The organism is Methanomassiliicoccales archaeon LGM-DZ1 (genome assembly GCA_030168595.1).
Classification (GTDB): domain Archaea; phylum Thermoplasmatota; class Thermoplasmata; order Methanomassiliicoccales; family Methanomethylophilaceae; genus Methanomethylophilus.
On the sequence record CP115556.1, the window covers coordinates 202461 to 217024 of the forward strand.

Annotated in this window: 15 protein-coding genes and 1 other RNA gene; 4 read left to right on the top strand and 12 right to left on the bottom strand. The window is 61.8% G+C overall.

Translation table 11 applies throughout. The features are described 5' to 3' along the window. Position 1: 1 nt before the first annotated feature. From O8W32_00880 to O8W32_00900, 5 genes are all read right to left on the bottom strand, one after another. Positions 2–1525 carry a replication factor C large subunit gene (locus tag O8W32_00880; GenBank protein ID WII09399.1) on the bottom strand — a complete coding sequence of 508 codons (1524 nt, stop codon included), beginning with the start codon at positions 1523–1525 and terminating at the stop codon, positions 2–4. Beyond that, complete coding sequence (locus tag O8W32_00885; GenBank protein ID WII09400.1) at positions 1522–2121, bottom strand: zinc ribbon domain-containing protein; 600 nt, start codon at positions 2119–2121, stop codon at positions 1522–1524. Before O8W32_00885 ends, O8W32_00880 begins: the two co-directional genes overlap by 4 nt. Before the next feature lie 2 nt (positions 2122–2123). Further along, positions 2124–2912: an ATP-binding cassette domain-containing protein gene (locus tag O8W32_00890; GenBank protein WII09401.1), complete on the bottom strand. Its 789-nt coding sequence runs from the start codon at positions 2910–2912 to the stop codon at positions 2124–2126. A gap of 141 nt (positions 2913–3053) precedes the next feature. Next, complete coding sequence (locus O8W32_00895) at positions 3054–4700, bottom strand: sodium:solute symporter family protein (protein ID WII09402.1); 1647 nt, start codon at positions 4698–4700, stop codon at positions 3054–3056. After that, the gene (locus O8W32_00900; protein WII09403.1) at positions 4697–4861 is read right to left on the bottom strand and encodes a hypothetical protein; all 165 of its coding nucleotides are present in this window, start codon (positions 4859–4861) and stop codon (positions 4697–4699) included. Before O8W32_00900 ends, O8W32_00895 begins: the two co-directional genes overlap by 4 nt. 165 nt (positions 4862–5026) lie before the next feature. Between O8W32_00900 and O8W32_00905 the strand changes: the two genes are divergently transcribed. Further along, a complete protein-coding gene (locus O8W32_00905; protein ID WII09404.1) occupies positions 5027–5611 on the top strand; it encodes a flavin reductase family protein in 585 nt (194 codons plus the stop codon). Beyond that, positions 5611–6291 (top strand): flavoprotein, encoded by a 681-nt coding sequence (locus O8W32_00910; protein ID WII09405.1) that lies wholly within the window; start codon positions 5611–5613, stop codon positions 6289–6291. The genes O8W32_00905 and O8W32_00910 overlap by 1 nt, the downstream gene beginning before the upstream one ends. Here the strand turns inward: O8W32_00910 and O8W32_00915 are convergent. After that, positions 6215–7036 carry a LicD family protein gene (locus O8W32_00915; GenBank protein ID WII09406.1) on the bottom strand — a complete coding sequence of 274 codons (822 nt, stop codon included), beginning with the start codon at positions 7034–7036 and terminating at the stop codon, positions 6215–6217. The two genes, O8W32_00910 and O8W32_00915, sit on opposite strands and share 77 nt — an antisense overlap. 257 nt (positions 7037–7293) lie before the next feature. Between O8W32_00915 and ffs the strand changes: the two genes are divergently transcribed. Continuing rightward, positions 7294–7599, top strand: an RNA gene (gene ffs / locus O8W32_00920) — signal recognition particle sRNA. A 53-nt stretch (positions 7600–7652) separates the two neighbouring features. On the opposite strand, the gene O8W32_00925 is transcribed toward ffs, so the two are convergent. The 5 genes from O8W32_00925 to O8W32_00945 all read right to left on the bottom strand — a co-directional run bounded on the left by O8W32_00925 (position 7653) and on the right by O8W32_00945 (position 13091). Further along, on the bottom strand, positions 7653–8651 hold the full coding sequence (locus tag O8W32_00925) for an AIR synthase related protein (protein WII09407.1): 999 nt from the start codon (positions 8649–8651) through the stop codon (positions 7653–7655). A gap of 35 nt (positions 8652–8686) precedes the next feature. Then, on the bottom strand, positions 8687–9253 hold the full coding sequence (locus tag O8W32_00930; GenBank protein WII09408.1) for a hypothetical protein: 567 nt from the start codon (positions 9251–9253) through the stop codon (positions 8687–8689). A gap of 387 nt (positions 9254–9640) precedes the next feature. After that, positions 9641–11188 (bottom strand): site-2 protease family protein, encoded by a 1548-nt coding sequence (locus O8W32_00935; protein ID WII09409.1) that lies wholly within the window; start codon positions 11186–11188, stop codon positions 9641–9643. Between the two features lie 144 nt (positions 11189–11332). Further along, on the bottom strand, positions 11333–11980 hold the full coding sequence (locus tag O8W32_00940; protein ID WII09410.1) for a DUF115 domain-containing protein: 648 nt from the start codon (positions 11978–11980) through the stop codon (positions 11333–11335). Continuing rightward, the gene (locus O8W32_00945; GenBank protein WII09411.1) at positions 11955–13091 is read right to left on the bottom strand and encodes a DUF373 family protein; all 1137 of its coding nucleotides are present in this window, start codon (positions 13089–13091) and stop codon (positions 11955–11957) included. Before O8W32_00945 ends, O8W32_00940 begins: the two co-directional genes overlap by 26 nt. Before the next feature lie 104 nt (positions 13092–13195). Between O8W32_00945 and O8W32_00950 the strand changes: the two genes are divergently transcribed. Next, positions 13196–13840: an MBL fold metallo-hydrolase gene (locus O8W32_00950; GenBank protein ID WII09412.1), complete on the top strand. Its 645-nt coding sequence runs from the start codon at positions 13196–13198 to the stop codon at positions 13838–13840. A 63-nt stretch (positions 13841–13903) separates the two neighbouring features. Here the strand turns inward: O8W32_00950 and O8W32_00955 are convergent, their stop codons facing one another. Further along, positions 13904–14563 (bottom strand): translation initiation factor IF-6, encoded by a 660-nt coding sequence (locus O8W32_00955; protein WII09413.1) that lies wholly within the window; start codon positions 14561–14563, stop codon positions 13904–13906. Position 14564 lies beyond the last annotated feature (1 nt).

Here is a 14564-nt window from a genome sequence, read left to right on the forward strand (position 1 = left end):
CTCAGAAATCGAAGAGGCTCGTCTGCACTCTCTTCGCCGGCTTGGGAGCGGGGGCCTCGGGCGCCGCCTGCTGAGCTGGCTCCTGCGCGGTCTTCGTTTCTTCTGCAGGCGCCTCGGGCCCTGCATGCTCCTCGGCGGCCGGAGCGGCTGCCGCAGGCTCCTGAACTGGCTCCTGCGCGGTCTTCTTGCCCTTGGTCTTCTTGGCCGGCTTCTCCTCGGGCGGGAACGCCTCGAGGAAGGTCTTCTTCACCGCCGCCGAATCCACCTTCGCGCCCAGGAGGAACGCGAGCTCATCCTCGTCCAGGCCCCCTTCCTTCACCAGCATGACGCGGAACCCCTGGTCGTTCTTCGCCATCGCCCTGTAGGAGAGCAGGGAATCCGCCAGGATGCGGGCGGCCGAGGTGTGGGTCATGCGGCCGATCTTGGAGGCCAGGGAGTTCCTCACTGCGCGGACCGATTTCGTGCGGGACATCTTGGTGAGGTAAGACGGCCAGTTGATGCGGGTCCATTTGGGCTTGCTGTGCAGGGACTCTATGATGCCGTCGACCATCAGGTTGTTGGCATATCCCCAGAACCCGTAGTACATGCGCCTGTTCACCCTCCCGAGGTAGATGTCGGCCCGGGACAGGCGCTCGTAGCAGCGGACTAGCTCCCCGGTGTCCGACACCTGGTACGGTATGTTCTCGTCCAGCCATACGGAGACGGTGCCCGGGTCGGAATCTACGTCGCGCAGGACGGAATACGCCAGGGCCGGGTCCCTCTTGGTGAAGACCGCCCCGATGAAGTCGAACATGCTCTTGGTGCCGGCGGCCTGCCTCATGGAGAGGGCATGGGCCGCCTCCGCGGTCACCCTGACGCCGCCGTACGCCAGGGACTCCAGGTCCCTGACCGCGGCCCTCAGGTCGCCGTCGGCATTGTCCGCGATGGCGGCCAGCGCCGCCGGCTCCGCGTCCACGCCTTCCGACTCGCAGATATGGGCGAGCACCCTCTCGACGGCAGCGGCACGGGGCTTCTTGAAATCGACCTGCAGGGTGCAGTCCTTGACGGCGGACGACCTCCTCGAGATGTTGTAGAAGTCGTTGACGATCATCACGGTCGGCTGCTCGGTGGTCTTTATGAGCTCGCTGATCGCCGGCAGGGCGTCCCTGTCCCCCGACGGGGAGAAGCTGTCGGCCTCGTCGAGGATGATCATCTTCATCCCGCCGTTGCGGACCGCGGAGAAGCTGCCGTCGTCCGAGAAGGTGTCGAAATGCGAGGCCCTGAGCGCTATGTTCCTGATGTCCTCCGCCTTCCTCTGGTCGGAGGCGTTCATCTCCACCACCGGCCAGCCCATCTCGCGGGCCAGGGCCCAGGCGGAAGAGGTCTTCCCTATGCCGGGGGCGCCTTTCAGGAGCAGGACGCGCTTCTCCGGGACTCCGTGCTCCCAGGACTTCGCCCAGGCGCGCATGGTCTGCACGGCGGTCGGGTTCCCGACGACATCGTCCAGCGTCTTGGGGCGGTACTTCTCGTTCCAGTCCTCGCTCATCGCTGCCCTCCGGTCCCGCTGTCCCCGCCGGGCCCGTCCTGCTTTCCGCCACCGGGAGGGGCGTAGATCAGCCTCACCACCTCCATGGACTGCTGGAAGTACACGGCGAAGGTGATGAACCAATAGAGCATGTAGACGCCGGTGCCGGACGAGGTCACGACGGTGAACCTGAGGTACAGCACCACGGCGGAGATCATCAGGTACATGAACGCGCGGGACCACTTCCCCATGACGAGGTGCCCCAGGCCGAAGATGTTAACGATTCCCGGCACGAAGGCCAGGAACATGGCGAGGTAGTCCTTCCTGGTGAGGGTCTTGACGGGGTACGGGCCGTACGGCTGCGCGAAGGGGTCGGCGGCCGCCCCTTCCTGCGGGCGTTCGGAGGACAGCTTCCTGCCGCATTCGGAGCAGAAGGAGGCGCCCTCGACGTTCTTGTGGCCGCAGTCCGGGCAGACCCCGTCCGGGCTGTACGCCGGAGAGACCTCGCGCCCTTCGTCGTCTATGGCTATCGCTTTAGACTTGAGAGCGCCGCAGTAATAGCAGAAATCGGCCCCGGGCTCGATCTCGTGTCCGCATTCCCTGCAGTAATACCTCATCTTCACTCCAGATACATGCGGTATATCCCTTTGGTGCTTTCTACTTTTATCTTCGCGCCGTAGAGCTCGGAGACCTTCTCGTCGTTGAGCAGGTCCTCCTTCTTCCCGTCGCCGAATATCCTGCCTTTGCGGATCATCACGATGCGCCCGATGCTGACCGGGATGTCGGTCAGGTCGTGGGTGATCATCACGATGCGGACGCCCGAATCGATCAGGATGTCGAACATCTGCCTGAACTTCGACTTCATGACGATGTCGAGGCCGGTCATCGGCTCATCGAGGATCAGCATCCGGGGATTGGTGATCAGGGCCCTGGCTATGAGCGCCCTGCGCATCTCGCCCAGGGACAGGCCCTCGATGGTCCTCTCCAGGAGGTCCTCGATCCCCATCTCCGTCGCGCGGTAGCGGATGAGCTCCTCCATCTCCGGCCTGACCTCCATGTTCCTGAAGATGTCGAGGCTGCCGAAGAAACCGGAACCGATGACCTCCCGGACGGTGGTGACGGGCGAGAACCTGTTCTGCAGGTCCATCGACACGACCCCCATCTTGGTCCTCAGGTCGAATATGTTCCAGTGCCTCTCTCCGAATATCTTCATAGAGTACGGGACCTCGTCATCGTCATAGGGGTAGATGTCCCCGCGTAGCAGCTTGAGGAGGGTGGTCTTCCCGGAGCCGTTGAGCCCTATGATCGCGACGTTCTCGTCCTGCCCGATGATCAGGCTGACGCGGTCCAATATCCGATGCCCGTCCTTCACGACGGACACGTTGGAGAGTTCGAGTGCGTTCTCCATGCGCGGGCTTAAACTGGACATGACTAAAAAGGTGAGCCCTGCAGGCATGCTTATCAGCATGGCGGAACACGGCCGGGAGGGCCGGCCCCCGCTGTCGGCGGGCGCCGGTCTGGCACATGCGGGAAGATGTTTCTTTCGGCCTCACTCGGCCGCGGACGCCTGCAGGGACGGCTGCCTCTTCTCCCTGGCGCGGTCGATGAGGAGGACGGCTGCGAAGACGATGATCGACAGGGGCAGCGCGACGACGAGCGCATCGCAGTACTGGATGGAGCCCTCCGTGAACAGCACGCTGTTCCCGGTGATCCACTTGCAGATCGGCAGGAACACCGAGGTCGAGGTGTTGATGAACAGCGCCCAGAACAGGTAGGACACGGTGCCGACTATGATGCTGGCCAGCGCCGCCTTCCTGTCGGGGGTGCGCTTGGTGTACAGGCCGTGCACGAAGGCCGGCAGCAGGGCCGCGGCGGTGATGCCCATGAACAGAGACGTGGCCTTGGCTATGATGTCCTTGGGCATGATGTAGCAGTACACGACCACGAGCACCAGCATGACGGCGGTGCAGATCCTGTTCACCCTGATGTTCTGGGAATCCGCCTCATTGCGCTCCCTGCGCTGTCTGGCGAGCGTGTACAGGTCGTATCCCCCGGCCGCCCCGATGGTGTGCATCAGAGCGCTTATGGTGGAGATCGATGCGCATATCAGCGACAGGAGGAACAGGCAGACGATGAAGTCGCCTCCGGTCTTCCCGTCGAAGAGCTCGAGGATGAACTGGGGGATGATGAAGTCGGTGGACCCGCTGCCGTAGATGCTCGCGACGTGCGCTGCCGCCAGCCCCTCCCCGTTGTTCCAGAAGAAGACGTTGGACAGCGCTCCGCAGGTGTAGGCGGTGCCGACGATTACGAACATGAAGATGCTCCCGACTATGAGGGAGCGGTCGAGCATGCGGTCGTCCTTGGCGGACATGAACCTGACGATCAGCTGAGGCTGGGTCAGCACGCCCAGGCCGACGCCCATCAGGAACGTGGTCACCACCAGCATCCATTCCGAAGATCCGAAGTCCGCCACGCTGTCCCAGCCCTCGAACCCGGGGAGCACCCCGGAAGCCGAGGATGCCGGCAGGTCCGCCAGGCTCTCGAAGGCCGCGGTGACGCCGTCGAGCTCCGCGAAGGTGACCACGAGGATCACCGCCATGCCGCAGAACATGACGGCGGCCTGCAGCGCGTCGTTGTACATGACCGCGATGATCCCGCCGTAGATGACGTAGAGGCCGACGATGACGGCCATGATCACGAGGATCTCGTCGTAGTAGTCGTTCAGCCCGGTGATGACGGCGACGGAGTTGACGCCCCCTTTGAGCACGGCGGCGCAGTAGATCGGCATCATCACGATGATGAGGATGGCGGTGAACGCGCGTATCCCCTTGGACGAGTACATCTTCCCGAGGATGTCGGCGAAGGTGGAGGCGTGCAGCCTCCTGCCGATGCGCCTGGTCCTGGGCCCGAAGAACAGGAACGCCACGAACAGGCCGACGAACAGGTTGAGGAAGCACAGGTACATCAGGGTGAGGCCGTGCGTCGCGGCCTGACCCCCGAACCCGATGACGGCGCTGGCGCTGAGGAACGTGGCGCCGTACGACAGCCCGATGATGACGGAGTTGGTCTTGTTCCTGCCCAGCAGGAACTCCTTGTTGTCGCGCGTGTTGCGGTATCCGTAATATCCGAGGTAGACCGTGACCGCTCCGAAGACGGCGATCATGACGGCCAATATGGGCAGCGATACGCCGCTCATTGGTCCATGCCCCCGTCTTCATCTCCCTCATCGGCATCCTCTTTGGAGATGTTCTTGCGTCCTCCTCCGAGAATGCCGACGAGGCAGCAGAGCACCACTGTTATGATGCAAAGCGCATAGGCCCCGATGATCCAAGGGTCCGTGAGGCCCATGATGCTCATTCTTCAGCACTCTCCCCGAATATTGCAGACATATCTATCAACCGTACACCGTGCTAACACGTAGCACGCTTCAGGATTATCCGCTCCTTGTATATAAACAGAGATGCTGACGGCACCTATCATCGGCGCGAACAGCTGATATAACCGCCTTCCGATACGGTCCGCATGAGGAAAGACCTGGGAAGGAAGACCCTGCTGTACCCTATGCCCGCCGTTATCGTCGCCGCCTACGACAAAGAAGGGAAGACCGATGCCCTGACGGCCGCGTGGGCCGGCATTGACGATGATTACCGCATCGGGATCTGCCTTACCGCCTCCCACCACACGTCGGTGTCCCTCATGGAGAGGGGAGCGGTCACTGTCAGCATCGCCGACGCCGCGCACGTGAAGGAAGCGGACTACCTCGGGATCGTCTCCGCCAACAAGACGCCCGACAAGTTCGCTAGGTCCGGCCTGCATTCGCACCCGAGCGCGCACGTGGACGCCCCTGTCATCGACGAGTTCCCCCTGACGTTCGAGTGCAAGGTTGTATCGCACGACACCATCGCCGAGGACACGATCCGCGTGGTGGCAGAGATCGTCAATGTCAGCGCCGACGAGAGGATCCTGACCGACGGGAAGATAGACATCGCGAAGCTCGACCCCCTGGTGTTCGACGGGGAGACCAGGAGGTACATGCATGTCGGCGGGGAGATCGCCAAGGCCTTCTCCGTCGGCAGGTCCCTCGCGGACGGCCCGGGGAAAAAGTGATGGACCGCGAATCGCCGATATTCGGGAAGCTCTACCAGTTCTCGCAGAACGTGGGGATGATGGCCATGCCGGTGCACCAGTACCTGCTGGCCTCCGATCCCCCCATCATGTTCGCCACCGGCACCGCGTCCCAGGCGGAATGGATACTCCCGCGCATAGACCGCATACTCGGCGGGAAACCGCTGAAGTACCTCTTCATATCCCATATGGAATCCGACGAGTGCGGCGGGTACATGCTGTTCCACAAAAAGTATCCGAAGATCTCCGTCATCTGCTCCTCGTTCACCGCGAAGGAGATGCAGGGCTTCGGGTACAAAGGCAGGATAATAGTCGGCGATTCGGCGAACGGCATCAACGACGGCGAGCTCGCCTTAAGGTTCTACAAGTACCCGTCCGAGGTCCATCTCCAGAACGGTGTCCTCTGCCTCGACCGCGGCAGCGGCGTCTTCTACAGCTCCGACCTGTTCTTCCGCGGCATGTCCGACGGGAAGATCCAGGAGGACACCTGGGACAGGGTCCTGACGACCGTGGACAGGCATTTCATGCCCAGCCGCGAGAAGTACGGGGAACTCCTGAAGGAGCTCGAGGGCGCCGACCCGAGGTTCATCGCCTCCGGGCACGGAAGCTGCATCCTCTGCGGCGGCAGGCGAATCGGCGCCTGCGGATGCGGCGGCAGTTGATGCCCCGCTTTTCCATTATGTAATCCTTCAGGACGCTCAGCGGGAACCCTTTCGCCCCGGTGCGCTGGTCCTCGGGGGGCGGCGTCATGTAATCCCCGAACTCCGCGGTCAGGAGGAGGTCCCATTTCTCCGGGAGGGGGATCTCGGTGTCCTCGAACCTGTGCCTGACGGGGGTGCCGTACCAATCGGCGGGGAAGAGCTCCTTCGCGAACGCTGTCGTGTAGATGGCGGTCGTGCGCGAGCCTTCCTCGGGCATGAGCTCGGCCAGCCTCATATGCCCTGCCGGTATCCAGGAGAGCATGCGGTGGACGGCCAGCGACCTCACGCGGTTCAGTGCCGTGACCCATATGTGGAGTCCCCACACCGCCGCGAAGGAGACGGCGCGCCTGAACCTGCCCTCCGGATAGCGTTCGATCGGGAATATGTCGATGAACGGGGTCTGTTCGGAACCCAGGTCCTTCTCCATGTCCTCCGTCCTGAGCATGACATGGGGATGGGTATCGGCGGTAGGGTCGTGGACATAATAGCGATCTTTGTCCAGGTCCGATTCCAAGGCGTCCATGACCGCCGGGAGGTCCTCCGCCCACACTCCCAGGTCGATATCGTCGTCCCACGGGATGAACCCGTTGTGACGCACCGTGCCGATGGCCGTGCCGTACAAAGCATAATAGCGGAACCCGTGCGCGTCGAGGACGGCAGCGATATCCTTGTACATCGACAGCAGGCAGGTCTGAACATCGTTCAATGGACCACTCAGCCATCCTCACGGGCGGGACGTTAATAAATGATTGCAGGGAAAGCGCCTCTGTAGGCCTGGTTGCAGCTATATAGGCCGGTCAGCGGATCACGATGATGCATGGCCGGATCGGGAAATGCGGCCATGGCGAGCTGATGGCCGTGCGGTTCAGGGCAGTGCTTGAAATCGCTTGTTCCATCATATATGAGGAAGAGGAAGTTTCCGAAAAGCATACTTGTTAAATACGGACCGTCCTTTTACCACCACGTTAGGCTTGGCCGGGGAGCTTGGCGTGCCCTGAACACGCAATCGTCACAGCGTGGGCGACTGGAGGGGGCGGCGGAGCGGAAACGGCCGGCCCTTCGAACGACGATGATACTTTGTCCTGCAGAGTTGGAGTACGCGTCCTTCGTTCCCGGAGGGGATCGCGGAGCGCGCCAATCGGGGGGACCGGGCCAGGCCCTGACGGGAGCAGCCTAACCTCGAGCTACCGACGTTTGCGGGGATACAGGGTTGAGGAGGGAGATGGATTACCGGCCGCGGAAGTGACGTCCACCTTTCCGTGCCTAACACTTTTCTCTCGATCGGGCGGTATTTCTTCCGGCCCGGATGCAGGGGCCGCGGATCATTCCGATCTGCGGCGGCTTTTCGGCCTGCATCCGGTGATGATGTCCTTGGTGAAATCGAACAGGACGCCTTTCTCTCCGTCCATGGTCAGGGTCAGCCTGCGGGAGGAGTTGATCTTCCCCACGACCGCCCCGGCGCAGCCGACCTTGGCGAACTCGGCGATGACGTCGGCAGAATGCTCCGGAGGGCACGAGTACACGAACCCGCATCCCTGATAGGCGAGGAGCCAGCGGATGAGGCCTTCCCCTTTCTCTGATTCCGGTATGGGGATGCTGCGGATATCCACTTCAGCGCCCATCTCCGAGGTCTCGAGGAGCATGCCGAGCGTGCCCACGCTGCCTGGATTGCTGAGGTCCTTGCCGGCGTGCACCCAGTGGTTCTCCGCCACGATGGCAGCGGCCTCCATCTGCCTTCTCACGAGCTTGGGGTCCTTGGCGAGGGTGGTCTCCCATGCGTACGGTGTGGTCTTTGGATAGTGGCCGTCCAGGTCCATGACCATGACGACGTCGTCCCCGTCGGCGGCGGTGCTGCTCCGGACCAGGGCGTCCTTCCTGACCCTGCCGATGACGGAGATGTCGATGGCATGGTAATCGCAGTCAGGATGCGTGTGGCCTCCGACGATCGGGACCCTGAACCTGCGGACGCCCTCCTCCATGCCCCTGAGCATCCTCCCGCAGAGGACCTCGTCGGACATGGACATGACGTCCACCATGGCGGTCGCCCTGCCGCCCATGGCGGCTATGTCGTTGATGTTGACCAGGACCGCGAAATAGCCGGCCATGTACGGGTCAGACTCGACCAGCGACTCCATGATGCCGTCGGCGGCGAAGAGGATGTAGTGGTCGCCGTCATCGATGGCGGCGGCGTCCTCGCCTTCGGCGGCGTCCACGTTAGCGAACGAATCCGTCGGCAACAGGTCGACGACCTCGTGTATCTTTCCCTTCCTGGTGACGCCCGGGAATCCGCGGATGGCGTCGATAACCTCCTGCAGGGCCATATTCCCCAGGCACGCACCCGCGGATATTAACCTTTTCAGAAGAGCTTCGTCTGCTTGGTCGTCATGACCAGGTGCCCGGAGTCCGTGGCCTCCAGGACGGCGGCGGCCACAATCGCGTCGTATTCCTCAAGATATTCTTTCACCGGAACATAGGCGGCATCGCTCGGGACGATGTTGCCGGCCCTCTTCAGGACCTTCGCGGCGTCGGCCACCGCATCATCGCCCGCTCTCTCGCCTACAGGGCGCATGATCCCGCAGCGGCGGAGCTCCGACTCGAACACCGGCCTGCGGAACAGGCGGTTCAGGCAGTACAGTATCACTTCGTCGGTGTCTATGCCGGAGTAGGCACGGGCGCCGGCGGTCACGGCATCGTAGATGTTATCGGGCAGCCTTTTCGCAGGAACGTAGATCTTCGCCGGGGGAACATCCCTCATCCTGAGGTATCCGAGGTCGGTCATCGCCCTCAGATATCCGGTGAGGACCAGGCGGTGGTCCTTTATGCCCTGCCTGGATAGTTCCTTGTCCAGCGAACTAATCGACATCCCATCTTTGCCGAGAAGCTCAATTATCTTCCTGCTCAGGTCCTTTTCGGGACTGAACATGAAGAGATGAATGGTCAGCACTCTTATAATTGATTCCATGCACTGTTTCGGGGCATTTGATCAAGAGAATCGATTTTTTATGATTCTGGCTATTTCATTTGGTAAAAGATATGATAAAGAATCGGATAAATTAACAGGGGTGCAATGTTATCAGTTCGGATTCAAATTTAATTAAATACCCAGCGGTAATCTGGAAATATGCCAGTCATTCGGTGTGCGGATGGGATTGCACACCGGGGGATCGTCCAAGTGTTCGAATTTGCAGTTCCGACACAATCCATCCTATCTCATACCCGGGACGGTCCTCCGGCACCCATCTGCCATCGGATGCAGACATTTTGCAGCATGCGAGTTCATAGGAATGAGCAGTTTTCGCCTGCGCCCTTATCAGACGAGCACCGCTACGATCACGATAGCATAGAGGAAGATCATCAGTATCGATATGTTCCCGGTGATCTCCTCGGCCTGTTTCTCGCGCGCAGCCCTGTCCTTCTTCCCGGTCTTCTCGAGGACCCAGTCGACCCAGCCCATGAATATGAAGCCACCGTCGAACGGGACCGCGGGCAGAGCGTTGCAGATGCCAAGCAGGATGTTGATCCAGAATATCCAGTACAGCAGCTCGGCGGCCATCCAGAAGGCATCGCTCTCACCGTACCACCACTGGACGCTCGACGGTATGGGGTCGAACCCGTTGATGGGGAGGACCAGGTAGGACAGCGAGCTCTGAACGTAGTCCAGCATGCCGTCGGCGCCGTAGAAGGGATTCGAGGCGGTCTCGAGGATGATCTCAGGGGTCGTGAGGACCATGCCCGAGGTGTTGGCATAGACCCCGAGGTATCCGATGCCGTTGTTCTCGTCCAGGACGGCGTCGACGGTCTTTGTCGTATATGTTCCGCCGGAGGTACGCTGCATGACCGTGAACGTCACGGTGTCCCCGCCGCTCGTGGAGGACATGAAGTCGGAGAACTGGTTCTGGGTGTAGAACTTGTACGTGACGCCGTCGCGCTCGGCCGATAGGATGAACATGCTCTCTCCCAGCCCGGCCTTGTCCGCGGAAGAATCCTCGGCGATCTTGCTGATATACACCCCCCACACGAGTTGGGCACTATAGGTGCTGTTTTCGGAGATGCACGTCACGGTGACGAGGTCCCCGGGAGACCAAGAATAGGTGCGGCCGTCATCGAAATCGTCCGAGAAATAGAACGTCTCGCCGTTAATCTCCGAGATGATGTCGCCTGCGGAGATATCCGCATTGTAGGCGGGCGAGTCCTCGGCCTCCATGTAGACCGCGCAATTGTCCGAATAATCGGAGGAGACCGACCCCAGCATCCCGAATGACATTATCAGGAACGCGACACCGGCGATGATGAAGTTAGTGGTGATCCCGGCGCTGTAGAGGTCGAGCTTCACCCTGCGGCTGGCCTTCTCCACATCTTCCTGCTCCGGCTCGACGAACGCTCCGAGGGGGACGACACCGTAGAGGAGGCCGGTGTTCTTCACCCTCATGCCGTTGGAGCGTGTCTGCACGCCGTGGGCGAACTCGTGGCAGACCAGGGCGATTATCAGGCCGATGAGAGCGTACCAGAAGGGCAGAAGGGGATTGATCCCGGGTATGGCCAGGACATACTCGATGCCTATCGAGGTCCCGCTGCTGAGGCGGTTGGGCAGGTTGATGACGGCGACGACCACCATGTAAACGATCAGGACCATCATGATGAACGAGGCCGCCTGCGAGAAGATGCCCATCGCCCTCCAGAAACGATGGAAGCGGCAGACCTTGTCCATGGACTTCTTGCCGAGCTGGGTATTGATCTTGATGATCGGGCCGTACTTCTGGAGGCCCAGCTTCTGAGCGCGGGGGCTCTTCCACACCCACACCCACAGCGGGATGTAGATAAGGGTCAGGATTAGGAGTATCCATCCGGTCGCGCTCATATCGGTCCTCCCTAATCCTGAGCGCGGTTATAGCGTTATTGGGCGCCGGGCCGCTGTCCCGAACGCACGGTATGAACAGAGAGGGGTCCGAGGCCTGAACCCTTCTACGCATGCTGATGCGATCCCGGGTCTCCGTCCGTACGCTCAGAACCGGACGGCCGCGCCACCGTGCTCCTCGATGATCCTCTTCGCCCAGGACAGCTTGCGGAGCTTGACCGCCGGGTCGGACCCGGCCTTGGGCATCGGGCTGCCGAAATCGAACCCCCTGAGGAGAATCCTCTGCGACCCGGCCTCCTTCGCCAGGCAGACGGCCCTGTCGCCGTCGGTGAACCCCCCGTGGCACTCGACTATGCCGAACGGCTCCCCCTGGGTCGTCAGAACTATGGGCCCTTTGAACAGCGGGGCGCAGCGGGCGACCGTCTCGGCGTTGTCGCCGTGTGCCAGGATGAAGGCGGGGACCCCGGCCGCGCTCAGGCCGATCTGGGCCTGCAGGTCGCCGTCCAGGTCCGTGACCATGATGTCCGGGGTTATGCCGGCCCTTCCGGCGGCGGACCCGGCGGCAATGACGCAGCCCTCGGGAGGGCGCTCGGCAATGTCCTTCTCGAGGCATCCGGCGCCTCCGAGCACCGTGACCGTTCCCTTCATGAGCCCTTCGAAGTCCGAGCCCATGCGCAGGTCCGAGTTCTGGGTGACGGCGAGGAGGACCCTGGCGGACATAGTGTCCTGGGCCGGGTCGTATCCCATGTCCCTGCAGATCTCGAGATACTCAGGCTCCCATTCTTGGTAATTCATCCTCTTCCTCTTTCTTGGCCTGCCCGCGGTGGACGGCGATCTGCATGACGGTCGCGAAGATGGCCATCAGGAAGCCGCCAATCAGCTCGAGGCCGACGACGGTGGTGCTGAGGTCGACGATGTCCACCGACTCGCCGATGAGGTCGAACACGCCGCACAGGATGAGGCCGATCGCCACCAGGTCCAGGAAGCGGACGACGTAGACGATCTTGACCTTGCCCTTGGAGAAGTACTCGTCGAGCAGCGAGCCGAAGGTGAAGGTCATCAGCCCGAATATGGCCGGCCACAGGGCGTTGGACAGGAAGATGTATGCTTTCTGGGTGATGCGGGGGGTGTAGTACTCCGAGAGGGAGAAGTAACCGAACACGATGCCAACGACTATGAATGCCATACCAGCCAGGAGGAAGATGAGGTCGAGGGCGTCCCTGTCGGACCTCTTGATGAGGTTGTGGATCCTGTCGTCGAGGCTGTACGAATAGATGATCAGCAGGACCCCGACGATGAAGAATATCAGCGGGGTGGTGGACTTGAGGACGTACTCCTCGGCGCTGTCGCAGTCGTACATGTTGACCACGAGGTACACAGCGCTGATTATCAGGACGATCCAGGCTATCGGGGCCAGGAAACGCTCCTTCTTCTGAGGGTCCTCGAGGGTCTTCTGGATGATGTAGAACGTACCTTCGACCCCGGGGGCCTGCTTGACGTAGACCTTCCTGACGGAGATTATGGGGACACGCGAGGATATGATGGGGTAGATGTACTCATCCTCCGCGCCGTCGCTGACGAGGACCGCGCGGTCGGGCTTGACCTCCTCGATGACCCTGTCGAGCTGCTCCACGAGCGCCTCGTCGGACTTGTACCCGACTTTCTTATTGCCGCAGATGAGCGCCACTTCGAAGGACCCAGGCGGATTATCTCCGTCCGCCTCCATCTGCCGGTAGATGTTCATGGCAGCATAGAGCGCGTTGGTGTCGGAATCCTCGGGGTCAGCAGTGCCCAGGGCGGCGGCCGCCTTGTAGCATGCGTCCATGCCTATCGCCGGCGATTCGACGCCTCCTTTGGCGCCAAAATCGTCATCGCGGTCGACAGCGAGGATCAGGGTCTTCTTCATCGCCTTCGTATCATCGCGCGCATATTTTATGCTGAGCACTGCGGCGCGGAGGAGCGGGGCCCGGCATACGACGATTTATAGAAGACACGTCTTAGAGGGCGAGTATGTACATCAGGTGGTTCGGCTACTCCTGCTTCCTCTTCTCGGACGATTCCGTAAGGGTCGTCACGGATCCGCACGACGGCCGTTCCATCGGGATCGCCAAACCCGCCGCCTCGGCGGATGTGGCACTGTGCACCCACAACTCGTACGAGAGGAACTGCTTCCGTTCCCTCACCGGGAAGCATAAGGACTTCATGGAGGCCCTCGGCCGCCAGGAGTGCGGATGCTTCAGTTTCGAAGGGCTCCCGTCGTTCGCCGACGCGTCCGGAGGGAAGGAGCGCGGCCGGAACTCGGTCTACATGTTCGAGATGGACGGGCTGAGGATAGTCTTCTGCGGGGCCCTCGGGGACATCCCGGGGGAGGAGGAGATCGCCCGGATGAAGGGCGCGGACATCGTCTTCGTCCCGGTAGGCGAGTTCGGCACCCTGCCCATCGCCCGCGCCGACGAGATGATGTCGGCGGTATCGCCCAAGGTCATCGTGCCGGTGGGCTACAGGACGGGCGGGATAACGCTGCCGCTGTCGCCACTGTCGAGCTACGCCGAAGGCAAGGACCCGGATTCGTTCGTCCATGTCGGGAACGAGGTGGAGCTCACGGCCGGGGACATAGCGGATTTCACAGGATACTGGATCTTCGACCAGTCGTGAAAGCGGCCGGGACGGCCGGAGAAAGAAAGCCTGAAAAAAAGGAACAGAGGAAGGGGCCCGCCCTCAGAGGGCCAGGCCGTCCTCTATCCTGCCCATCTCTATGGGGGTCGTGGCGTCGCCGACGAGCGCTCCCCTGGAGTTGGCGATGATGCCGGAACCGACGTATCTGGAACCGTGGTTGACGGTCGTGCGGACGACGTCGACCTTCAGGACCTCCCTGAGAAGCTGCAGGTCGTCGTCGGTGGCCTCGGTGGTCACGACGCAGCCGCTGTTGGTGCAGCATGCGACGGACCCGACGGACACGCAGCCCGCGATCATCGACCTGACGCACTCGATGCCGAGCGCCTCGGAGATCCTGTCAGCGGTCTTCGCGTCAATCTCGGGCGAAAGAACCGCGCCGTTATCGTTCGCGAGGATGTTGTTCCCCGCGGCGTTGCAGTAATCGGGCAGGAGGACCATAGGCAGCTCCTTCCCGATGAGGTCCGCCTCGGCGGACTCGATGAGCCCGGAGACGGCGGCCCCATGCGAGTTCATCGCCACGAGCGAGCCCACCACATGGGACCCGGAGACCGTGGTCGGGACGGACCTGACGCCGAGGACCTCGGAGATGTCCTTTATGAACGCCTCGTCGGCCTCAGAGGAGACGATGGCGAGGTTCTCGCTGACCGCGGCCTCAACTCCTATGTTGGGCGTGCCCGCTACCCTCGAGAGCCTCATTGCCATG

Coding starts and splice junctions, on each gene's coding strand:
- O8W32_00880 (WII09399.1), bottom strand. CDS start 1,525: ATGAGCGAGGACTGGAACGAGAAGTACCGCCCCAAGACGCTGGACGAT.
- O8W32_00885 (WII09400.1), bottom strand. CDS start 2,121: ATGAGGTATTACTGCAGGGAATGCGGACACGAGATCGAGCCCGGGGCC.
- O8W32_00890 (WII09401.1), bottom strand. CDS start 2,912: ATGGAGAACGCACTCGAACTCTCCAACGTGTCCGTCGTGAAGGACGGG.
- O8W32_00895 (WII09402.1), bottom strand. CDS start 4,700: ATGAGCGGCGTATCGCTGCCCATATTGGCCGTCATGATCGCCGTCTTC.
- O8W32_00900 (WII09403.1), bottom strand. CDS start 4,861: ATGAGCATCATGGGCCTCACGGACCCTTGGATCATCGGGGCCTATGCG.
- O8W32_00905 (WII09404.1), top strand. CDS start 5,027: ATGAGGAAAGACCTGGGAAGGAAGACCCTGCTGTACCCTATGCCCGCC.
- O8W32_00910 (WII09405.1), top strand. CDS start 5,611: ATGGACCGCGAATCGCCGATATTCGGGAAGCTCTACCAGTTCTCGCAG.
- O8W32_00925 (WII09407.1), bottom strand. CDS start 8,651: ATGGCCCTGCAGGAGGTTATCGACGCCATCCGCGGATTCCCGGGCGTC.
- O8W32_00930 (WII09408.1), bottom strand. CDS start 9,253: ATGTTCAGTCCCGAAAAGGACCTGAGCAGGAAGATAATTGAGCTTCTC.
- O8W32_00935 (WII09409.1), bottom strand. CDS start 11,188: ATGAGCGCGACCGGATGGATACTCCTAATCCTGACCCTTATCTACATC.
- O8W32_00940 (WII09410.1), bottom strand. CDS start 11,980: ATGAATTACCAAGAATGGGAGCCTGAGTATCTCGAGATCTGCAGGGAC.
- O8W32_00945 (WII09411.1), bottom strand. CDS start 13,091: ATGAAGAAGACCCTGATCCTCGCTGTCGACCGCGATGACGATTTTGGC.
- O8W32_00950 (WII09412.1), top strand. CDS start 13,196: ATGTACATCAGGTGGTTCGGCTACTCCTGCTTCCTCTTCTCGGACGAT.
- O8W32_00955 (WII09413.1), bottom strand. CDS start 14,563: ATGGCAATGAGGCTCTCGAGGGTAGCGGGCACGCCCAACATAGGAGTT.